The sequence below is a fragment of the Streptomyces sp. NPDC093094 genome, assembly GCF_044754345.1.
Lineage (GTDB): Bacteria > Actinomycetota > Actinomycetes > Streptomycetales > Streptomycetaceae > Streptomyces.
Genome location: NZ_JBIVOX010000017.1, coordinates 54,619 through 75,565 on the forward strand (window position 1 = coordinate 54,619; position 20,947 = coordinate 75,565).

Annotated in this window: 20 protein-coding genes; 10 read left to right on the forward strand and 10 right to left on the reverse strand. The window is 72.9% G+C overall.

Translation table 11 applies throughout. The features are described from left to right. The first annotated feature begins 26 nt into the window (after window positions 1-26). From ACIQGV_RS30275 to ACIQGV_RS30290, 4 genes are all read left to right on the forward strand, one after another. Window positions 27-1,367, forward strand: coding sequence for an ABC transporter substrate-binding protein (locus tag ACIQGV_RS30275; RefSeq protein ID WP_402499957.1), 1,341 nt, complete (start codon window positions 27-29; stop codon window positions 1,365-1,367). A 143-nt stretch (window positions 1,368-1,510) separates the two neighbouring features. Further along, the gene (locus ACIQGV_RS30280; protein WP_402499959.1) at window positions 1,511-2,302 is read left to right on the forward strand and encodes a rhamnogalacturonan acetylesterase; all 792 of its coding nucleotides are present in this window, start codon (window positions 1,511-1,513) and stop codon (window positions 2,300-2,302) included. 57 nt (window positions 2,303-2,359) lie between these two features. Then, window positions 2,360-3,637, forward strand: coding sequence for a polysaccharide lyase family 1 protein (locus tag ACIQGV_RS30285; RefSeq protein WP_402500185.1), 1,278 nt, complete (start codon window positions 2,360-2,362; stop codon window positions 3,635-3,637). A gap of 98 nt (window positions 3,638-3,735) precedes the next feature. Further along, window positions 3,736-4,851 carry a pectinesterase family protein gene (locus tag ACIQGV_RS30290; protein ID WP_402499962.1) on the forward strand — a complete coding sequence of 372 codons (1,116 nt, stop codon included), beginning with the start codon at window positions 3,736-3,738 and terminating at the stop codon, window positions 4,849-4,851. 126 nt (window positions 4,852-4,977) lie between these two features. On the opposite strand, the gene ACIQGV_RS30295 is transcribed toward ACIQGV_RS30290, so the two are convergent. From ACIQGV_RS30295 to ACIQGV_RS30305, 3 genes are all read right to left on the reverse strand, one after another. Next, window positions 4,978-5,811, reverse strand: coding sequence for a pectate lyase (locus ACIQGV_RS30295; protein ID WP_402499964.1), 834 nt, complete (start codon window positions 5,809-5,811; stop codon window positions 4,978-4,980). An 85-nt stretch (window positions 5,812-5,896) separates the two neighbouring features. After that, window positions 5,897-6,781, reverse strand: a complete 885-nt coding sequence (locus tag ACIQGV_RS30300) for a hypothetical protein (protein WP_402499966.1) — start codon at window positions 6,779-6,781, stop codon at window positions 5,897-5,899. After that, window positions 6,778-7,344, reverse strand: coding sequence for a SigE family RNA polymerase sigma factor (locus ACIQGV_RS30305; RefSeq protein WP_402499968.1), 567 nt, complete (start codon window positions 7,342-7,344; stop codon window positions 6,778-6,780). Before ACIQGV_RS30305 ends, ACIQGV_RS30300 begins: the two co-directional genes overlap by 4 nt. Before the next feature lie 210 nt (window positions 7,345-7,554). On the opposite strand from ACIQGV_RS30305, the gene ACIQGV_RS30310 reads away from it, so the two are divergent. Beyond that, window positions 7,555-9,006 carry an NCS2 family permease gene (locus ACIQGV_RS30310; RefSeq protein ID WP_402499970.1) on the forward strand — a complete coding sequence of 484 codons (1,452 nt, stop codon included), beginning with the start codon at window positions 7,555-7,557 and terminating at the stop codon, window positions 9,004-9,006. Window positions 9,007-9,240: 234 nt separating this feature from the next. On the opposite strand, the gene ACIQGV_RS30315 is transcribed toward ACIQGV_RS30310, so the two are convergent. The 5 genes from ACIQGV_RS30315 to ACIQGV_RS30335 all read right to left on the reverse strand — a co-directional run bounded on the left by ACIQGV_RS30315 (window position 9,241) and on the right by ACIQGV_RS30335 (window position 14,645). Continuing rightward, a complete protein-coding gene (locus ACIQGV_RS30315; protein WP_402499972.1) occupies window positions 9,241-10,692 on the reverse strand; it encodes a peptidoglycan D,D-transpeptidase FtsI family protein in 1,452 nt (483 codons plus the stop codon). 145 nt (window positions 10,693-10,837) lie between these two features. Then, window positions 10,838-11,500: a response regulator gene (locus tag ACIQGV_RS30320; protein WP_402499975.1), complete on the reverse strand. Its 663-nt coding sequence runs from the start codon at window positions 11,498-11,500 to the stop codon at window positions 10,838-10,840. Further along, window positions 11,497-12,765 carry a sensor histidine kinase gene (locus ACIQGV_RS30325; RefSeq protein ID WP_402499977.1) on the reverse strand — a complete coding sequence of 423 codons (1,269 nt, stop codon included), beginning with the start codon at window positions 12,763-12,765 and terminating at the stop codon, window positions 11,497-11,499. Before ACIQGV_RS30325 ends, ACIQGV_RS30320 begins: the two co-directional genes overlap by 4 nt. Continuing rightward, window positions 12,762-13,778, reverse strand: a complete 1,017-nt coding sequence (locus ACIQGV_RS30330; RefSeq protein WP_402499979.1) for a hypothetical protein — start codon at window positions 13,776-13,778, stop codon at window positions 12,762-12,764. The genes ACIQGV_RS30325 and ACIQGV_RS30330 overlap by 4 nt, the downstream gene beginning before the upstream one ends. 93 nt (window positions 13,779-13,871) lie before the next feature. Beyond that, window positions 13,872-14,645: an IclR family transcriptional regulator gene (locus tag ACIQGV_RS30335; RefSeq protein WP_402499981.1), complete on the reverse strand. Its 774-nt coding sequence runs from the start codon at window positions 14,643-14,645 to the stop codon at window positions 13,872-13,874. Between the two features lie 120 nt (window positions 14,646-14,765). Here ACIQGV_RS30335 and ACIQGV_RS30340 point away from each other — a divergent pair, with 120 nt between their 5' ends. The 5 genes from ACIQGV_RS30340 (at window position 14,766) to ACIQGV_RS30360 (ending at window position 19,549) form a co-directional block, all read left to right on the forward strand. Beyond that, window positions 14,766-16,295, forward strand: a complete 1,530-nt coding sequence (locus tag ACIQGV_RS30340) for an aldehyde dehydrogenase (NADP(+)) (protein ID WP_402499983.1) — start codon at window positions 14,766-14,768, stop codon at window positions 16,293-16,295. Window positions 16,296-16,424: 129 nt separating this feature from the next. Further along, window positions 16,425-17,033, forward strand: coding sequence for a DUF1349 domain-containing protein (locus tag ACIQGV_RS30345; protein WP_402499986.1), 609 nt, complete (start codon window positions 16,425-16,427; stop codon window positions 17,031-17,033). Between the two features lie 38 nt (window positions 17,034-17,071). Continuing rightward, on the forward strand, window positions 17,072-17,575 hold the full coding sequence (locus ACIQGV_RS30350; protein ID WP_402499989.1) for a GNAT family N-acetyltransferase: 504 nt from the start codon (window positions 17,072-17,074) through the stop codon (window positions 17,573-17,575). Between the two features lie 76 nt (window positions 17,576-17,651). After that, window positions 17,652-18,371, forward strand: coding sequence for a DsbA family oxidoreductase (locus ACIQGV_RS30355; protein ID WP_402500188.1), 720 nt, complete (start codon window positions 17,652-17,654; stop codon window positions 18,369-18,371). A 110-nt stretch (window positions 18,372-18,481) separates the two neighbouring features. After that, the gene (locus ACIQGV_RS30360; RefSeq protein WP_402499992.1) at window positions 18,482-19,549 is read left to right on the forward strand and encodes an aminotransferase class V-fold PLP-dependent enzyme; all 1,068 of its coding nucleotides are present in this window, start codon (window positions 18,482-18,484) and stop codon (window positions 19,547-19,549) included. An 86-nt stretch (window positions 19,550-19,635) separates the two neighbouring features. On the opposite strand, the gene thpD is transcribed toward ACIQGV_RS30360, so the two are convergent. Next, window positions 19,636-20,526, reverse strand: a complete 891-nt coding sequence (gene thpD / locus ACIQGV_RS30365; RefSeq protein ID WP_402499995.1) for an ectoine hydroxylase — start codon at window positions 20,524-20,526, stop codon at window positions 19,636-19,638. Between the two features lie 4 nt (window positions 20,527-20,530). Further along, entirely contained in the window at window positions 20,531-20,935 is a 405-nt protein-coding gene (locus tag ACIQGV_RS30370; protein WP_402499997.1) for an ectoine synthase, read from the reverse strand. Window positions 20,936-20,947: the final 12 nt, after the last annotated feature.

Genomic DNA, 20,947 nt, shown 5'->3' on the forward strand with positions numbered 1-20,947 from the left:
TTGGATCCGGAAGAAAGAGCCGACCGATGAAGACCAGCATCAGCAGAAGCAGGCGTGCCGCCGTGGCCGTCGCCCTGGGATCCGCACTCGCCCTGACCGCCACCGCCTGCGGCGACGACGGCAGCGGTGGCGGCGGCTCGGGCGCCGAGGGCAGCGGCAAGGGCAAGGTCGTCTTCTGGGACAACAACGGCGGTGTCCGCACCGACGTCTGGAAGGAGATCATCGCCGACTTCGAGAAGGCGAACCCGGACATCGACGTCGAGTACGTCGGCATCGCCTCCACCGAGTACCAGTCCAAGGTCGACACGGCCATCCAGGGCGGCGGGCTGCCGGACGTCGGAGGGGTCGGCGCGGCGATGCTCGCCGGGTTCTCCGCGCAGAACGCGCTGGAGCCGCTGGACGGCCGGCTCGGCAACTCCGCCCTCAAGGGCATGCTCAACAAGGACATGGTCGAGTCCATGAAGGCGGCCGGAGGCGGCGACGGCACGCTGTACTCGATCCCGACCTCCGCGAACAACGGCGTGCTGTACTACCGCACGGACCTGTTCCGCAAGGCGGGACTGGAGGAGCCGGCGACCTGGGACGCGTTCTACACGGCCGCGTCGAAGCTGACCGCCGCCGGGAAGAACGAGTTCGGCTACACCATCCGCGGCGGGGCCGGGTCGATCGCGCAGGCGCTGGACGCGACGTACGGGCAGTCCGGCATCACGTCGTTCTGGGACGGCGACAGGACCACCGTGAACGACCCGAAGAACGTGGCCGCGCTGGAGAAGTACGCGGGCCTGTTCAAGAAGAGCACCCCCGCGGCCGACCTGAACAACGACTTCACCAAGATGGTCGCGCAGTGGGACTCCGGCACGATCGGCATGCTGAACCACAACCTGGGCTCCTACCAGGACCATGTGAAGGCGCTCGGGGCCGGGAAGTTCCGGGGCGTCCCGCAGCCGGTGGGCTCCTCCGGGAAGCGGGTCCAGGTGTCCAACCCCGTGGACGGACTCGGGCTGTTCAAGAGCTCGAAGAACAAGGACGCCGCCTGGAAGTTCATCGAGTTCGCGCTGTCCCACGCGGAGAACTCGAAGTTCAACGAGTCCGCCGGGCAGGTGCCTGCGAACACCGAGGCCGCGCAGGACGCGTGGGTGTCCAGGGCGGAGCCGACGAAGCTGGCCGCGGCGGCGCTGACCGACGGGTCCACGACGATCGTGCAGCTTCCGTACTACCTGCCCGACTGGAACACCATCTCCAAGGCCGACAACGAGCCGAACTTCCAGAAGGTGCTGCTCGGCAGCATGAGCGCGAAGGAGTTCCTGGACGGGCTGGCCGAGCAGCTGAACGAGGCGCAGGCGGAGTGGAACCAGCAGAAGGGCTGACCCGGGCCGGGTCTCGCCGCGGAGCGGTCCGTGCGTCGCCGGGCACGGGCCGTCCCAGGCTGGCCGCGCCCACGCGGCGGAGCCGCATGCCGGTGCGGCCCAGCCCTCTTCTTTCGCTTCCCGCCCGTCGAAAGGTGCCCCGCGTGTCCCTCAGCCGTAGGCAGGTCGCCGGTGCGGCCTTCGCCGCCCTTCCTCTCGGCGTCGCGGCGGCCGCGCCCGCGCACGCCGGCCGCAGCCGTCGCACCCTCCACATCGCCGGTGACTCCACCGCCGCCCAGAAGTACGTGTCCGCCGCGCCCGAGACCGGGTGGGGCACGGCGCTGCCGTTCTTCGTGCGCCGGGACCGGGCCGTCGCCAACCATGCGGTGAACGGCCGGAGTTCGAAGAGCTTCGTCGACGAAGGGCGGCTCGACGCGATCCTGCGGGTCGTCCGCCCCGGGGACGTCCTGCTGATCCAGTTCGCGCACAACGACGAGAAGACGGCCGACCCCGCGCGGTACACCGAGCCCTGGTCGACGTACCAGGAGTATCTGCGGATGTACGTCGACGGGGCGCGGGCGGAAGGGGCGCGGCCCGTGCTGGTCACGCCTGTGGAGCGGCGGCGGTTCGACGCCGGGGGCACGGCGCTGCCCACCCACGGGGAGTACCCGGCGGCGATGCGGGCGTTGGCCGCGCGGGAGCGGGTCGCGCTGCTCGACCTCCAGGCGCTGTCCCTGCGGCTGTGGCAGGAGCTGGGGGCGGAGGGGACCAGGGCGTACTTCAACTGGACCGGGACGGAACAGGACAACACGCACTTCAATCCGCCGGGCGCGATCGAGGTGGCCCGGCTCGTGGCACAGGAGGCGGTGCGGGCCCGGGTGCTCGCGCCGCGGGACGTCCTCCGGCTGGAGGACGAGATCCCGGTCTCCTGGATCACCTGGCCGTCGGACGTCTGAGACGAGGAGAACCGTACAGTGGGTACAACTGCATGTCATGCACGTGTCATAGGTGTCCTGGTGGGATGCACCGCTCTGGTGCTGTCCGTCACCGGGCCCGCCTCGGCCGGCGCCCGCGCCCGGCACGACGTGGCGCGGGAGGTGCTGCCGGCGAACGACGGCTGGGGATCGTACGGGTCCGGCACCACCGGAGGTGCCGCCGCCGACACGGCGCGGGTCCACACCGTCCGCACCTGGGAGGAGTTCAGGGCCGCGCTCGCGCAGGGCGGCAGCGCGCCGAGGATCATCAAGGTCAGGGGCACGATCGACGCGGTCGCCCAGGGCTGCGACGCGTTCGCCGCGCCCGGCTACGACTTCGGCGCCTACCTGGCGAAGTACGCGCCGGAGACCTGGGGCCTGACCACCGACCTGAGCGCCGAGCCGGACGACAGCCCCGAAGGGCTGCGGCGGGCCTCGGCCGCCGCCCAGGACAGGGCCGTCAAGGTGGAGGTGCCGTCGAACACCACGGTCATCGGGGTGGGGCGCGACGCCGGGATCAAGGGCGCCAGCCTCCAGATCAAGGGCGTCGACAACGTCATCGTCCGCAACCTGGCCCTGGAGAGCCCCGTCGACTGCTTCCCGCAGTGGGACCCCACCGACGGCAGCAAGGGCAACTGGAACTCCGAGTACGACACCGCCGTCGTGTACGGATCCACCCATGTGTGGATCGACCACAACACCTTCACCGACGGCAGCCGCCCCGACAGCGCCGCCCCCACCCACTTCGGGATGCTGTACCAGCAGCACGACGGCGAACTCGACATCGTCCGCGGCGCCGACCACGTCACCGCGTCCTGGAACGTCTTCGCCGACCACGACAAGACGATCCTGGTCGGCAACAGCGACAACGCGGCCACGACCGCCACCGACCGCGGCCACCTCAAGGTGACCTTCCACCACAACCTGTTCCGGAACCTGGTCGAGCGCGCGCCGCGGGTCCGCTTCGGCCAGGTCGACTCGTACAACAACCACTTCGTGGCCGGCGCCGCGTACTCCTACAGCTTCGGCGTCGGCAAGGAGTCGCAGCTCGTCGCCGAGCACAACGCGTTCACGCTGCCGGACGGGATCAGCCCGGCGAAGATCCTCAAGAAGTGGAACGAGGCCCCCCTCACCGCGGCGGGCAACCTCGTCAACGGCAGGCCCGTCGATCTGATCGCCGTGCACAACGCGGAGATCCCGGCCGAGACCCTCCGGTCCGGCGCGGGCTGGACGCCCGTCCTGCGCACCCGGGTCGACCCGGCGCGGGCCGTCCCCGGCATCGTCCGCCACCACGCGGGCGCCGGCAAGCTGCGCTGACCCGCCCCGAACCGGCCGGGGCGGTCCGCACCGCGCCCCACTCCGGGCGCGTCCGCCCCGGCCCGGCCCTCACGCCCGCACCGTGCAGGAGCATCCGCATGCCCTCTCGTCCTCCCTCCCGGCGGGGATTCCTCCTCGCCGGCGCCACGCTCGGGCTCACGCCCCTGCCCGCCCACGCCGCCGCCCGGCCGCGGGCCCGCCCCTTCGGCCGCCACGGATCACCGGAGGCCCGCCTCACCGGACGCACGCTCTACGTCGATCCGCGCGGCCGCGGCGACTTCACCACCGTCCAGGCCGCCGTGGACGCCGCCACCGACGCCGGACACACCCTCGTCCTCGCGCCGGGCGTCTACCGCGAGACCGTGACCGTCCCGGCCGGTGCCGCCGGAATGACCTGGATCGGCGCGGGCGAGGACCCCCGCGACGTCGTGGTGGTGTACGACAACGCCGCCGGTACGCCCCGGCCCGACGGGTCCGGCACCTACGGCACCAGCGGCTCCGCCACCACCCTGGTCCGCGCCGACGGCTTCACCGCCCACCGGATCACCTTCGCCAACGACTGGCTGCGCGCCCGCCATCCCGGTGTCACCGCGACCCAGGCCGTCGCGATCAAGGTGCAGGGCGACCGGGCGGCGTTCCGCCACTGCCGCTTCCTCGGCCACCAGGACACCCTGTACGCCGACTCCTCCGCGCTCGGCGTGTTCGCCCGGCAGTACTACTCCCACTGCTACGTCGAGGGCGACGTCGACTTCGTCTTCGGACGGGCCACCGCCGTCTTCGAACACTGCCACTTCCGCACCCTGGACCGCACCGACCTGGCGGCCGCGCCCTACGGCTTCGTCTTCGCGCCCTCCACCGCGTCCGCCAACCCGCTCGGCCACCTGGTCGTCCGCAGCCGTGTCAGCAGCGAGGCGCCCGACGCCTTCTACAAGCTGGCCCGCCCCTGGGTGCCCAGCTCCGACATCACCGCGCGCCCGATGCTCATCGTGCGCGACACCCGGCTCGCGGCGGGCATCGACGCCGTCGCGCCCTACACCGACATGTCGGGCTCCCACCCCTGGCAGCGGCAGCGGTTCGCCGAGTACCGCAACACCGGGCCCGGCGCGCTGGTGTCCGTCCCCGGGAACCGGCCCCAGCTGACCTCCGCCGAGGCGGCCCTGCACACCCGCGACACCTACCTGGGGGACTGGAGGCCCTGCGGCACACGCCCCTGACCCCGTGCCGGACCGGCACGGCGAAGCGCCCCCGCGGATCGTCATCGGCGGGGGCGCCTCGTGTTCCGGGCCCGATGGGGGTCGTGCCCGGTGGCCGGCCGGGGGGCGGCCGGCGGCTTCGGATGATCACTCGTACATGAGGTCCGCGGCCGTGTAGCGGCAGTTCGTGCCGTCGGGACCGGTGCCCAGCTCCTTCGGCTCCGCGCCGGTGCTGTTGCCCTGGAAGCGGGTGCAGGGCTTGATCTTCTTCTTGTCGTCGCCGTGGATGCGCACGCTGCGCAGCGCGGCGGTGTCGCCGAAGTTGGAGTTGATGCCGACGATCGACCTGCCCGGCGCGGTGACGTCCACGTCGTTGATGATCACCCGGCGGTTCCTGTACTGCGTCCTGCAGTTGCCGCAGGTACGCACCAGCTTGCCGAAGTCGGACACCTGGAACCCGGTCACGACCAGTTTGCCGGCGCCGTTGAACTGGAACACCTTGTCGTCGGCGTGCCGGGCGCCGCCGCCGTGCACCGTGTAGACGGCCGACGCCGACCTGCCCTTGAAGGTGGCGGCGTCCTCGCCGACGTCCTCCCACCACACGTTCTGCAGCGTGCAGCTGCCCAGGCAGTGGACGCCGTCGGCGGCCGGGGCGCCCAGGACGACGTTCTTCAGGACCGCGCCGTCCTCCAGCTGGAAGAGCGGGTCCTGGTCCTCGTCCTGGCCGCCGCCGCCCAGCGCGCCGCTGCCGTAGAAGCGCCGGTACCTGCCGTCGTAGCTGCCGGACACCTTGACGGTGCTGCTCACGGCCTTCTTGCCGGTGGCCGTCGGCCAGGAGCCGGCGGCGCCCGCCGAGGACAGCATCGTCGTGGAGACGACCGCCGCCGCGGTGATGCCCAGGGCGGCGGTGCCGCCGACGACCGCGATCCGCCTCGCAGGACGGCGCCGGTGGCGGACACGCTGTTCGGGTCGTGCTGTCATACCCATTCCTTGCGTGGTGGGGGAACCTTGCGGCTCCTTGTCGCCACCGGCGGGGAAGGGGTTGCCGTGTCCTGCGGGATTTTTTCTACGAATCTCCGCCGGACGCCGTCCCGTTGCCGCCGCCGGGCGCGAAACCGCCCGCCACGGACAGCTTCCGGGAGCCCGCACGGGCCGTCGCGCCGTAGCGGTCGGCCTCGGCGTCCCGGCCGCCGCGCGCATGGTCGTACTGCCCGGCGAACACCCACCGGCCCGCGGGGACCTTGCGGCCCTCCTTGAGCGTCCAGGTGTAGACGAGGAAGCCGTCCCGCTCCTGCACCGTCTGGGTGAAGTCCTGCTCGGGGAGCGAGCGCCAGGCACCCGTCGAGGACACCCCGCCGGTCTGCGCGACCTCCAGCCGCACGGTGAGCGCGGTGAGTTCGCCGGCCGTCCTCAGCGTGACGTTGCTCTGCGCCCAGAACTCGTTGCTGTGCGGGTCGACCGAACCGTCCGACCACAGCGGGCCGTCCTCGGCGCCGAAGACCGGCGGCCCGGCGGACGGCGTGGGCGCGGGGGACGAGGGCTCTGCCGTCGGCGTGTCCGAGGGGTCCGGACCGCCGGAGCCGTCGGGCCGGCGCGAGATGCCGGGGCCGGGCGTCGGGTCCGCGGGGAGGACGGGCGGACGGCTCGTCACGTCCGGCGACGGCGTGGGGGCCGGGGAGACGGCGGCACCGCGCTGCGGCAAAGGAGCCTCCTCCCTGACCGCGGAGGCCACGGCGTAGCCGCCGGCCGCCAGCACACCCGCGACCGCGGCCGTGGCCCCGGCGACCCGCAGCCAGCCGGCCACGGGGTGCCGCCGGGTCCGGCGGCCGGGGCGGACCTGCTCGGCCATGCCGCGCTCGATCCCGGCCAGGATGCGCGCGCGGTCCGGCTGATGCGTGCCGGCCGCCTCGTGCAGCCGGGCGCGCAGCTCGTCGTGCACGTCCCGCGTCATCGGTTCCTTCCTCCGGCCTCGCCGCCGCGCGCCATCGCCGCATGCACCCTCGCGGGCGCCGCCTGCGGGCCGAGCAGCCGCTGAAGCTCGGCCATCCCCTTCGAGGTCTGGCTCTTCACCGTACCCACCGACACCCCCAGGGCCAGCGCGGTGTCCTTCTCCGAGAGGTCGAAGGCATGCCGCAGCACCACACAGGCACGTTTGCGGAACGGCAGCCGGCGCAGCGCGGCCTGCACATCGACCGAGCCCGCCACGTCCGGGTTCTCGGCCCTGTCCTCGCCGCGCGACCAGAACAGGGCGACCCGGCGCCGCTCGCGCACCGCGCTGCGGATCCGGGTGCGGGCCAGATTGGCGACCACCCCGCGCGCGTACGCCACCGGGTGGTCGGCCGCGCGCACCCGGTCCCAGCGGTGCCACAGCGCGAGCAGCGCGTCCGCGGCCAGATCGTCGGCCGCGTCCGCCTCCCCCGTCAGCAGATGGGCGAGACGGGCCAGTTCGGCGTGGTGACGCTCGAAGAAGGCATGGAACTCCACGGAGGCGGCGTCGTCGACGACAGTCCCCACGGGCGGCATCTCCTCGCAGCGGTTCCCCGGTCGTCGAACGGCCGTACGCCGGGACGGGAGCCGGAACTTTATCAGCGATCCGTACGGGACTTCGAACGCCGGTTGGCATCCCGAACCCGATTCCGTAACACGGGGAAAACCTGAACCAGGTTCAACAGGGGAACAATCCAGCCAGCATCCGCCCGCCCGACCAGCCCGAGGAGCCTCGCCATGTCCGAGACCGAGAAGGTGACCGACCGTCAGACCGCCGGGCCCCCCGGGACGAACGGGGTCGACCGGTTCTTCCGCGTCACCGAACGCGGCTCGACCTTCGGCCGCGAGATACGCGGCGGCCTCGCCACCTTCTTCACCATGGCCTACATCCTCGTCCTCAACCCGATCATCCTGGGCAGCGCGAAGGACAGGCACGGCGAGACGCTCGACCCGGTCCAACTCACCACCGCCACAGCGCTGGTGGCCGCGGTGATGACCGTGGTCATGGGCGTCGCGGGCAATCTCCCGCTCGCCCTGGCCGCCGGACTCGGCCTCAACGCGGTCGTCGCCTTCCAGATCGCCCCGCTGATGAGCTGGGACGACGCGATGGGCCTGATCGTCCTCGAAGGGCTGCTGATCTGCGTCCTGGTGGTCACCGGGCTGCGCGAGGCCGTCATGCGCGCCGTCCCGCAGTCGCTGAAGCAGGCCATCGGCGTCGGCATCGGCCTGTTCATCGCGTTCATCGGCTTCGTCGACGCCGGGTTCGTCAGCCGGATCCCGGACGCCGCCGACACCACCGTCCCGGTCCAGCTCGGCGACGCCGGAACCCTCGGCGGCTGGCCCGTGCTCGTGTTCTGCCTCGGCGTGCTGCTGACCTTCGCCCTGCTCGCCCGCGGGGTCAGGGGCGCGATCCTCATCAGCATCGTGACGACGACGCTGCTGGCCGTCGCCGTCGACGCGCTCGCCGACATCGACAGCTGGGGCCTGACCACGCCCGCCTGGCCCGATCGGGTCGTGGACACCCCGGACTTCGGACTGATCGGGCAGTTCAGCCTGTTCGGCGCCTTCGGCGAGCCCGGCGTCGGGGTGATCACCGTCGTCCTGCTCGTCTTCACCCTCGTGCTGTCCGACTTCTTCGACACCATGGGCACGGTCGTCGGTGTCAGCGCCGAGGCGGGGCTGCTCGGCGAGGACGGCAAGGTGCCGAACCTCGGACGGGTGCTGCTCGTCGACGGCGCGGCCGCGGTTGCGGGCGGGGCCGCCTCGTCCTCCTCGGCGACCTCCTACATCGAGTCGGCGGCCGGTGTCGGCGAGGGCGCGCGCACCGGCTTCTCCAACCTCGTCACCGGCGCTCTGTTCGCCCTCGCCCTGCTCTTCACCCCGCTGCTCACCATCGTCCCGCTCCAGGCGGCGGCCCCCGCCCTGGTCGCGGTCGGGTTCCTGATGATGACCCAGGTCAAGCAGATCGACTGGGACCGCTACGACATCGCCGTCCCGGCCTTCCTCACCATCGCCGTGATGCCGTTCACGTACTCCATCACCAACGGCATCGGCGCCGGCTTCCTCGCCCACGTCGTCATCAGGACCGCCCTCGGCAGGGCGAGGGAGGTCCACCGACTGCTGTGGGGGGCCTCGGCGCTGTTCCTGGTGTACTTCGCCATCGACCCCGTACGGCAGCTGCTGGCCTAGCCGTCCGGCCCTAGTGCTGTGACCGGAAAGGTTCACCGGCTCGCGACGCCCGGCACGGCGCTCCCCCAGCCTCCGGCCGGGGGTACCCCCACGCCGCGTTGTCGCATCACCCGAGTACATCCAGTACGCGGGCGACGCTCCGCCTTGCGATGCTCCCCCACTGCCCGAAAGGCGTGGGGGTACCCCCGGCACCGGACGCCGCGAGCCTTCCGGCAGACCTTTCCGGTCACAGCACTAGCTCTTCAGCGCGGCCTCCGTCACGGCCTTCGCGACCGGTGCCGCCAGGCCGTTGCCGCTCACCTCGGAGCGGGTCGCGTCCGACTGCTCCACGATCACCGCGACGGCGACCTGCTTGCCGGTCGAGTCGGACCTGCCGTACGAGGTGAACCAGGCGTACGGCGTCCTGGAGTTGTTCTCGCCGTGCTGCGCGGTGCCCGTCTTGCCGCCCACCGTGACCCCGGGGATCTGCGCGTTCGTGCCCGTGCCCTCCTCCACGACCGTCTGCATCGCGGACCGCAGCTGCTCGGCCGTGGAGGAGCTCACGATCCGCTTCCCGGACGCCTCCTCGTCGTAGTCCTCCAGCACGTCGCCGTTGCTGTCGGTGATCCGGGAGACCATGTGCGGGGAGACCAGCTCGCCGTCGTTGGCGAGCGCCGCCGACACCATCGCGATCTGGAGCGGGGTGGCCGTCACGTCGAACTGGCCGATGCCGGACAGCGCGGTCTGCGCCTCGTCCATGCCCTTCGGGTACACGCTCTCGTAGGCGCGCACCGGCACGTCCTGCTCGGTGTCGCCGAAGCCGAACCTCTCCGCCATCGCCCGGACCTTGTCCTGGCCGAGATCGACGGCCATCTTGCCGAAGACGTTGTTGCACGAGTACTGGAGCGCCACCCGGATCGAGGCGTTCTCGCAGGGCGCCGAGGGGTTCTCGTTGGTCAGTTCGTCGTCGGACTGCGGCAGCGGGTACGGGTCGGGGCTCTTCGTGCTGTCGTCGACCGACGAGTACAGCCCGTCCTCCAGCGCCGCCGCGGCGACGACCAGCTTGAAGGTGGAGCCCGGAGGCAGCGGCTGGCGCAGCGCGCGGTTGGTCAGCGGCTTGCCGGCGTCCTTCCGCAGCGCCGTCCAGGCGTCGGAGTCGCCCGAGGCCAGGTCCGACGGGTCGTACGACGGGGTGGAGGCGACGGCGAGGATCCGGCCGGTCTCCGGGTCGATCGCGACCGCGGCGCCCAGTTTGTCGCCGAGTGCCTCGTAGGCCGCCCGCTGCACGTCCGGGTCGATCGTGGTGATCACGTCGCCCGGGTCGGCGCGCTTGCCGGTCACCGTGTCCAGCACGTTCTTCAGCCGGCTGTCCGTGCCGTCGAGCAGGTCCTGGTAGACGCCCTCCAGCTGGGTGGCGCCGTAGACCTGCGAGCTGTAGCCGGTCACCGCCGCGTACAGCTCGCCGTCGGTGTACGTGCGCTTGTATCTGAGGTCGCCGCTCTTCGTCCGGGCCGAGCCGGTGACCGCCTCCCCGCCCACCACGATGTTGCCGAGCGGCTCGCTGTACAGCGCGATCGCGTTCCGCCGGTTGTCCTTGTCGTCCGCCAGCGCCTGGCCCTCGTAGAACTGCACCCAGGTCGCCCTGACCAGCAGGGCGAGCACCAGCAGCAGAGTGAAGACCGACGCGCGCCTGATCGTCTTGTTCATCCCGTTCACAGGACGAGCGGGCTGACCGGATCGTTCCTTCCGCCCGGCTTTCTCATGGTTCTCTCATGCGGAGGCCCCGGTCACCGAGGGGCCTCGTCGCGCGGCGGGCCCGATCACCAGGGGCCCCGCCGCGCGCGGGACCTCGTCACGCCGGGGACTTCAGGAACCCCGCCTCGTACGCCGCGATCACCGCCTGGGTCCGGTCGCGGGCCCCGGTCTTCGCCAGCACCGCCGCCACATGCGACTTCACGGTCGCCGCGCCGACCTCCATGCGCCGGGCCATCTCCATGTTGGTCAGCCCGCCCGCCATCAGCCGCAGCACCTCGCTCTCCCGGCCGGTGAGCCGCGCCACCCACGCCGGGGGCGGTCCGCCCGCCCGCCCGTGCTCGACCGCGAGCGCCCGCACCGCCGCGGGGAACAGCAGGGTGTCGCTGCGCGCGATCAGCCGCACCGCCTGCACCAGCTCGTCGGCGTCCGCCCGCTTCAGCAGGAACCCGGCGGCTCCGGCGCGCAGCGCGTCGTACACGTACGCATCGTTCTCGAAGGTGGTGACGACCACGATCCGCGGGGGGTCGGCCATGGTCGCCAGGATCTGCTCGGTGGCGCGGATCCCGTCCGTCTGCGGCATGCGGACGTCCATCAGGACGACGTCGGGCCGCACCTCGCGCACGACGGACACCGCCTCGGCGCCGGTCGTGGCCTCGCCGACGACCTCCAGTCCGGGCTCGGCGGTGAGGATGGCGCGCAGAGCGGTGCGCACCATGCGCTCGTCGTCGGCGAGCACGATCCTGATCGGGCTGTCGGTCATGAGGCTCCCTGTCCTGTCAGCGGCAGCCGCACCCGCAGCCGCCATGTCCCGTCCGCGGCCCCCGCCTGTGCCGTGCCGCCCAGCAGCCGGGCGCGGTCGGCTATGCCGCGCAGCCCGTGCCCGCCGCCGGGGCGGCAGGGCGCGGCCCCGGCCACGGGGGGCTCCACGGGGTTCTCCACGATGATCTCCAGTCCGCCGTCCGCCACGGCCAGCCGCAGGCGCACCGGCACCCCGCCGCCCGTGTGCCGCAGCGCGTTGCTCAGCCCCTCCTGCACGATGCGGTACGCCTCCCGGGACAGCATCGGCGGCACGCTGACCGGGTCCGCCGTGACGTCGGCGGTGACCTTCGTCCCGCCCGCCCGGGTGCGCCGCAGCAGACCGTCCAGATCGTCGGCGAGCGTGGGCGCGGGCGCCCTGCCGGGGGCGTCGCCGTCGCGCAGCACACCGAGGACGGCGTCCAGTTCGCCGACCGTGCGCCGGGTGGTGTCCTCGATCGCGGCGAGCGCCTCGCGCACGAACTCCGGGTCGCTGTCCAGCACCCGGCGGGCCGCGCTCGCCTGGAGGGTGACCGCGCTGAGGGCGTGGCCGACGGAGTCGTGCAGCTCCCGGGCGAGCCGGTTGCGCACGGCCAGGTCGGCGGCGCGCGCCTCGGCCGCCGCGAGCCGGTCCTGCGGGCCGGGCCCGAGCAGCGCCGGCGCCCAGCGGGCGAGCAGCGCGCCGCACCCCGCCGCGCACCCGGCCAGCGCCACCAGCATGGCCACGCCGGCGGCCGGGCACAGCGCCAGCACCCAGGTCCGGTCCAGGGCGGCGGGCATCCCGAGCCGGCTGCCGGCCAGCCACGACGCGGCGGGCAGGGCGACGAGCACGGCCGCGAACGGCGGTACGGCCAGCGACATCCCGGAGACGATCCCGCCGAACCCCAGATGCAGCGTGAACCAGGCGGCCGTCCGCCGCCTGGCCGCCCGGCCGCGCGCGGGCCCGTACGCCAGCGCGTCCGCGTCGACGCCGCACAGGGCGCGGGCGGCGCCCGACTCCAGGGTCCGGGTCAGCGGGAACAGCGAGGTGACCGCCGCCAGCGGCAGCCCGACGGCGAAGGAGGCGAACTGCAGGACGGTGTCCTGGAAGACATGGCGCGAGTCGAGGGCGGGACCCATGACCAGCTGGCCGACGAAGAAGTACGGCATGGCGAGCGCGCCGCCGAGGATCAGGTGGATCCACCGCCGGCGTGCCCGCCGCCCGAACAGGGCCCGGACGAACCCGCTCACGCCGTACGCCTGTTGCTCGCGGAACGCGCGACGAGGAAACGGACGACCAGACCCGCGACGAGGGTCCCGACGGTCATGCCGCCGGCGTAGGTGAGGTCCATCTGCCAGGTGGGCCGCTCCGCCGCGTCCTCCGTGATCACCAGCGAGGCCACCGCCTGCCAGAGCGCCCAGCAGGCCGCCGCCGAGGCGGTCCAGGCGAGGGCGAGCGGCACCCCCACCGGCAGCGCCCGGCCGCGGCGGAAGGCGAGCATCAGCCCGGCGGCGGCGGCGACGGCGAGGAAGACGGCGGACTGGGCCTCCACCACCTGGAAGTCGCCGGTGCGGCCGGCGGTCCGGTCCTCGCCGAGCCCCGCCGTGCCGCCGCACGCCCACAGCAGATGCACGGTCAGCGGCGGCAGGGCGAGGACGGCGGCCGTGACGGCGGCGGTCCTTCGGCCGGTGCCGCCGACGACGGCACCCGGCAGGTCCCACAGCCGGCCCTGCCACAGGTCGCCCCACCGGTCGCGGGCGTAGAGCGCGAACAGCGCGCCGAGGGCGAGGCCCTGCACGATGAAACCGCCGTAGACGACCCCGAACACCCAGGAGTCCAGGAAGGGTTCGCCCCCGTCGCCGGCCGGCTCCGCGGATCCGCCGAACGCCCGCACGACGAGCTGGGCCGGGAAACCGGTCATGATCGGGACGAGCAGCCCCGTCGCCACCCACACGGGGACGCCCAGCAGCCATGCGGGGAGCCGGAGCCCCCAGGGCCGGGTCAGGGCCAGCGCCAGCACGATCACACACGCGTCCATCAGCACGGTGACCCCGTTGGCGACGGCCAGGGTGGTGCGATGGTCCAGGAGCCTGCTGCCGTCCGGGATGCCGATGCGGCTTCCCGCGATCCAGGCGCACTTGAGGCTCAGATACGGCACGCACGCGACGACGGAGACGGCCCGCAGCACCCGGCGCCGTCGGCCGTCCGTCCGTGGGGCGCGTGTCGTGGAGCCGAAGGCCGATGCGGGGGCTGTCTGCGTCATGCCCCCACGCTCTCGCGTGCACCGCCCCGCGCACCTCCTGCTCCGCGACGATCCGCCTCCTCCGCAGGGGGGAGGCGCGGGTCCGGCGCCCGGTCAGAGTCTGCGGGTCGCCAGGGTCAGCCGGTCGCGGGCGTCGAACAGGGCGTCCTTCACCGTCTGTTCGTGCGCCGGGGTCAGCCGGGCCACCGGAACCGAGCAGCTGATCGCGTCGCGGGCCGGGGTGCGGTAGGGGATCGCCACGCCGAAGCAGCGCAGGCCCAGCGTGTTCTCCTCGCGGTCGACCGCGTACCCCTGCTCGCGGACCTGGTGCAGCTCCTCGATCAGCTGCTCCCGGTCGGTGACGGTGTTCTCGGTCAGTGCCGGCAGCGTCTCCGGGAGCAGCTTGCGCACCTGCTCGTCCGAGTACGTGCTCAGCAGTGCCTTGCCCAGCGAGGTGGAGTGCGCGGGCAGCCGCCGCCCGACCCGGGTGAAGGGGCGCAGATAGTGCTGCGACTGGCGGGTGGCGAGGTAGACCACGTTCGTGCCGTCCAGCCGGGCCAGGTGGATGGTCTCCGTGGTGTCGTCCGAGAGCCGGTCCAGCGTCGGCCGGGCCACTGCGACGACCTCGTCGCCGTCGATGTAGGAGGTGCCCACCAGCAGGGCCCGCACACCGATGCCGTAGCGGGTGCCCGTCGCGTCGGTCTCCACCCAGCCGAGCTCCACGAGGGTGCGCAGCAGCATGTACAGGCTGGACTTGGGATATCCGACGGCCTCCTGCACCGAGGCGAGGGAGTGCATGCCGGGACGGCCCGCGAAGTACTCCAGCAGTTCGACCGTCCGAACAGCGGACTTGACCTGGGATCCGCCTCCCGTCTCGCCTGCCGACATCGCGCTTGACCCCTTCGTTCGGCGGGAAATAGTCTCCGAAACGTATTCATCATCTGAGACAGCGTTCAGTATATCGAACGACGCTGGTGGATGACCCAGATATGCCTGGAGGGATCCGCGGTGGCAGCAGCACCAGTCTGGAGTGTCGACCCCCGTACCGGGAAGCAGCGGGAACAGGTTGCGGCGGAGGCCACTGCCCAGGAGGTGGACGCCGCCGTCCGCGCGGCCCACGAGGCCCGCGGCGCACTGACCGACCGGACCGTGCGCGCCGCCTTCCTGCGCACCGCCGCCGCGCGGCTGGAGGAGGCGAAGGACCGGCTCGTCGAGACCGCCGACGCCGAGAGCGCGCTCGGCCCGGCCCGGCTCACCGGCGAGCTCGCCCGCACCTGCCACCAGCTGCGCGCGTTCGCGGACATCGTCGACGAGGGCGCCTTCCTGGACGTCGTCGTCGACCACCCCGACGACACCGCCACCCCGCCGGTCCCGGACCTGCGCCGCTACAAGGTGCCGCTGGGCGTCGTCGCCGTCTACTCCGCCTCCAACTTCCCCTTCGCCTTCTCCGTCGCCGGCGGCGACACCGCGAGCGCCCTCGCCGCGGGCTGCCCGGTCGTCGTCAAGGCCCACCCCGACCACCCCGCCCTGTCCGAACTGGTCGCGGCCGTGCTGCGCCGGGCCGCGGCGGAGCACGGGATCCCCGCGGGCGTGCTCGGGCTGGTGCACGGCTTCCGGGCCGGCGTCGAGCTGATCGGGCACCCGCTGGTGTCGGCGGCCGGCTTCACCGGGTCCGTGCGCGGCGGCCGCGCGCTGTTCGACGCCGCCGCCGCACGGCCGGTGCCGATCCCGTTCCACGGCGAACTGGGCTCCCTGAACCCCGTACTGGTCACCGAGGCCGCCGCCGCCGAGCGCGCCGAGGCCATCGGGACCGGGCTCGCCGGGTCGATGACCCTGGGCGTCGGCCAGTTCTGCGTGAAGCCGGGGCTGGTGCTGGTGCCGGCCGGTGCCGCCGGGGACGCGCTGGTCAAGTCGCTCGCGGACGCGGTCGGCGGCACCCTGGACGGGGTCCTGCTGGACCACCGCATGCGCGACAACTTCGTCGCCGGGGTCGCCGAGCGGAGCGGACTGCCCGGCGTGGAGTCGCCCGTGACCCCGGGCGCGGGCGGCGAGCACACCGTGAGCCCCGGCTTCCTGACGGTGCCCGCCGGGCGGCTGGCGAACGAGGGGGCCCACGACCTGCTGCTGGAGGAGTGCTTCGGCCCCGTCACGGTGGTGGCCCGCTACGAGGACGAGGACGAGGCGCGGGCCGTCCTGTCCCGGCTGCCGGGCAACCTCACGGCGACCGTGCACCTGTCCGCCGAGGAGGCCGCGGGGGAGGGGCGCGGACCCGAGCTGCTCGCGGAGCTGACGCCGCTGGCCGGGCGGGTGCTGGTGAACGGCTGGCCGACCGGGGTCGCCGTGGCGCCCGCGCAGCACCACGGCGGGCCTTACCCGGCGACGACCTCGACGTCCACCTCCGTGGGCGGGACCGCGATCGAGCGGTGGCTGCGGCCGGTCGTGTACCAGGGGGCGCCGCCGGCGCTGCTGCCGGAGGAACTCCGGGACGGGAATCCGCTGGGGCTTCCCCGGCGGTTCAACGGGCGTCTGGAGCGGTGATCGCCGTGGGGTGCGGGTGCGGGTGCGGGTGCGGGTGCGGGTGCGGGTGCGGGCCGGCCGTGCGCCGTGCTCGCCCGCTCTGCTTCCCGCGCCCCCGGGCGGCCTGACCCCGGCTGCGAGAATCGGTCCATGGACGTTTCTCTCCCCCAACTGCCCTTCGCCCTGCGGACGTACGGGCCCGACGGGCACTGGTCCTACGAGGACGGCGTGCTCACCGGATGGGCCGGGCCCCGGCAGGACCGGTTCGTGCCGCCCACCTCCGAGGGGCTGGACCCCGCCTCCGACGCGCCGCGGCTGCTCGGGGCGCCCGAGGGGGACTTCCAGCTGATCGCCCGTGTCACCGTCGGGTTCAACGGGGCGTTCGACGCCGGCGTGCTCTACGTCCATGTCGGGGAGCGCGCCTGGGCCAAGCTGTGCCTGGAGTACTCCCCGGACGTGCCGACCGTGTGCACGGTGGTCACCCGCGGCCACTCCGACGACGCCAACTCCTTCACCGTGGAGGGCAGCTCGGTGTGGCTCAGGGTGAGCCGCACCGGACGGGCCTTCGCCTTCCACGCCTCCCGGGACGGGAAGAAGTGGACCTTCGTCCGGCTGTTCACCCTGGGAGGGGAGGAGGAGACCGGCGCCGCGCTCACCGGATTCATGGTGCAGGCACCCCTGGGGGAGGGCTGTGTGGTGACGTACGACCACATCGAGTTCCGGCCGGGCTGGCCCGCCGACCTGCGGGACGGCAGCTGAAGGGGAACCCGTGCGGCCGAAAAGGCGTCCTTGCCGGAGTGATCAGTGAGCGAGTGACCGGGAGCCGGGTGATCCGGACCGTCGTACGGGCCGAGGCGGAGGCGGTCGCCGCGCTGCACGCCCGGGCCCGGGCGACGTACTGCCCCGACGGTCATCCGGACGACGGCGCCGACGGGCGGGCCGCCTGGCTCGGCGCCGTCGAACGGCCCGACCGGCAGGTGCTGTGCGTCGTCGAGGAGGGCCGGATCGTCGGCCTCGCCTCCTTCCGGACCGTCGAGGCCGTACCGGCGGAGACGGTCCACCTGCTCCAGTTCCATGTCGACCCCGACCGCTGGCGCGCAGGCATCGGCACCGCCCTGCACACCGCCTGCCTGGAACAGTGGCGGGCCGACGGCCGCCGCACCGCCGTCCTGCGGGTCTGCCGGGACAACCTGCGCGCGCAGGCGTTCTGCGCCCGGCACGGCTGGGGCCCCGACCCCGGGCAGCCCCCGGCCGAGGGTGACCACCGTCTCTTCCTGCGGCGGGACGTCACCGGGGAATGAAACCGGCTGGTTGAAGGTTCACACACGGATGCGGGGACAGTCCCCGCATCCGTACGACCCGAAGGAAGCCGAGAACATGCGCGTCGAGATCTGGAGCGACATCGCCTGCCCCTGGTGCTACGTGGGCAAGGCCCGCTTCGAGAAGGCGCTCGCGGCCTTCCCGCACCGCGACCGGGTCGAGGTCGTGCACCGCTCCTTCGAGCTCGACCCCGGTCGCGCCCGGGACGAGGCCGGCCCGGTGATCCCGATGCTCGCGCAGAAGTACGGCATCAGCGAGGCACAGGCGCAGGCGGCCGAGGACAACCTCGGGGTGCAGGCGGCCGCCGAGGGCCTGGACTACCTCACCCGCGACCGCGACCACGGCAACACCTTCGACATGCACCGCCTGCTGCACTTCGCCAAGGAGCAGGGACGCCAGGACGAGCTGATCCAGCTCCTGTACCGGGCCAACTTCGCCGAGGAGCGCTCGGTGTTCACCGAGGGCGAGGAGCGGCTGGTCGGGCTGGCCGTCGAGGCGGGCCTCGACGCCGACGCCGCCCGCGCGGTGCTCGCCGACCCGGACGCCTACGCCGACGACGTCCGCGCCGACGAGCGCGAGGCCGCTCAGCTCGGTGCCACCGGAGTGCCCTTCTTCGTCCTCGACCGCAAGTACGGCGTCTCCGGCGCCCAGCCCGCCGACGTGTTCACCCAGGCGCTCACCCAGGCATGGGGCGAGCGCTCCGGGCTGACCCTGATCGACCAGGGCGACGCGGACGCCTGCGGCCCGGACGGGTGCGCGGTGCCGCAGCAGCACTGATCCGGTCCGGCGCCCGGCCGCAGGTCAGAGGCGATCTATAAGCAGTCCTTCGCGGAACCACGTAAAAATTCGCAATGGACTGACAGGTCCACCGGGACCAGAGTGGTCCCATGGAGACCTTCGAGAGCCTCGTCCGCGCCGAGTTCGCACCGGAGAACACCTTCCTCAACACCGCGAGCAACGGCCTGCTGCCGGCCCGCACCGTGACCGCCCTGCACCGGGCGGTGCGGATGCGGGCCCAGGGCCTGACGCTGACCCCCCTCTACGAGGACGTGGAGGCCGCCCGTGCCTCCTTCGCCCGGCTGGCGGGAGTCCCGGCCGGGCGGGTGGCGACCGGGGCCTCGGTCGCCGAGTACGGCGGGCTGGTCGCGGCTTCGTTGCCCGCCGGTGCCGAGGTGCTCACCACGGAGGCCGACTTCGCCTCCCTGGTCAACCCCTTCCACATGCGCGGCGACCTCAAGGTGCGGGCCGTCGCGCCGGAGCTGCTGGTCGAGTCCGTGCGCCCGGAGACCGCGCTCGTCGCGGTCAGCGCCGTCCAGTCGGCCGACGGCCGGATCGCCGATCTGGCCCGGCTGCGCGAGGCCGCTCTCGCCCACGGGGCGCGCACCTACGTCGACGCCTCCCAGTCGGCCGGCTGGCTGCCGCTGGACGCGAGCGCCCACGACTTCGTCGCCTCCGTCGGCTTCAAGTGGCTGCTCGGCCCGCACGGGGCCGTGTTCTTCACCGTGCCGGAGGACTTCGGCGGACTGACCCCGCTGCTCGCCGGCTGGGTCGCCGGGGAACTGCCCTGGGAGAGCTGCTACGGTCCCGTCGCCGAACTCGCCCGCTCCGCCCGCCGGTTCGACATCAGCCCGGGACTGTTCAGCTACGCCGGGCTGCGGGCCTCCCTCGAACTGATCGAGGAACTCGGGGCGGAGGCCGTGCACGCCCACGACCTCGCCCTCGCCGACCGCTTCCGCGCCGGACTCGCCCGACTCGGGCGGGACCCGCTGCCCTCGCCGGGCTCCGCCGTCGTCTCCGTGCCCGGCCTCGGCGCCCTCCAGGCCCGGCTGGCCGAGCAGGGCATCCAGGTGTCCGACCGGGCGGGCAGTCTGCGTGCCTCGTTCCATCTGTACAACACCGAGGCCGACGTGGACCGCCTGCTGGAGGCGCTGGCCGACGCCGGCGCCGACGGCTGACCGTTCTCCGGATCCGGACATGCCCGGGGCCCGCCGCTCGGCGGCGGGCCCCGGGCATGTCCTCGTCGTACGAGGGGGCCGCGGCCTCACCGCACCGGTGTGAAGTCCCGCGCGCCGATGAACTCCGGCCGCCGTACGGGCGCCGCGAACGGCTCGACCGCCTTGTTCTCCACGCTGTTGAACACGATGAAGACATTGCTGCGCGGGAAGGGCGTGATGTTGTCGCCCGAGCCGTGCATGCAGTTGCAGTCGAACCAGGTCGCCGAGCCGGCCCGTCCGGTGAACAGCCGGACGCCGTGCTGCGAGGCCATCGCGGTCAGCGCCTCGTCGGAGGGCGTGCCCGCGTCCTGCATCCGGAGCGACTTCTTGTAGTTGTCCTGCGGCGTGGCCCCGGCGCAGCCGAGGAACGTCCGGTGCGAACCCGGCATGATCATGAGCCCGCCGTTGGTGTCGAGGTTCTCGGTCAGCGCGATCGAGACCGACACGGTCCGCATGTTCGGCAGACCGTCCTCGGCGTGCCAGGTCTCGAAGTCCGAGTGCCAGTAGAACCCGCTGGCCCCGAACCCGGGCTTGACGTTGATCCGCGACTGGTGGACGTACACGTCCGAGCCGAGGATCTGCCGCGCCCGTCCGACGACCCGCTCGTCACGCACCAGCGCGGCGAACACCTCGCTGATCCGGTGCACCTCGAAGACCGAGCGGATCTCCTTGGACCGGGGCTCCACGACCGACCGCTCGTCGGCGCGGATCGCCGGGTCGGTCACCAGCCGGTCCAGCTCCCGCCGGTGGACGGCGACCTCGTCGTCCGTGAGGAGCTGGTCGACGGTGAGGAAGCCGTCGCGCTCGAAGGTCTGGAGCTCGGCCGTCGCGATGGGCCCCGGGGTGTCGGGCGCGCCCCAGACGACGGGGTCCTGGCGGGGGGCCGACACCTCGGCGGTGCCGCGGGTGGGGTAGAGGTCGGTGACGGTGGCGGTCACTGGATCACACCTCCTCGGGTTCGGTGAGCAGGGGGTAGACGCCGTTCTCGTCGTGGTCCTCCCGTCCGGTGACGGGCGGGTTGAAGACGCAGATGCAGCGGAAGTCCTCCAGGACCCGGAGCGAGTGCCGCTCATGGCCGTCCAGGAGGTACATCGTCCCGGGAGTGATCGAGTACGTCCTCCCGGTCTCGTGGTCGGTGAGCTCGGCCGCGCCCTCCACGCAGACGACGGCCTCGACGTGGTTGGCGTACCACATCGACGTCTCGGTCCCGGCGTACAGGACCGTCTCGTGCAGCGAGAAGCCGACCCGCTCGCGGGCCAGGACGATGCGTCTGCTCTCCCAGGTCCCGGACGCGGACTTCACATGGCGGTCGGTTCCCTCGATGTCCTTGAACGAACGGACGATCACGGTGGTGCGGTC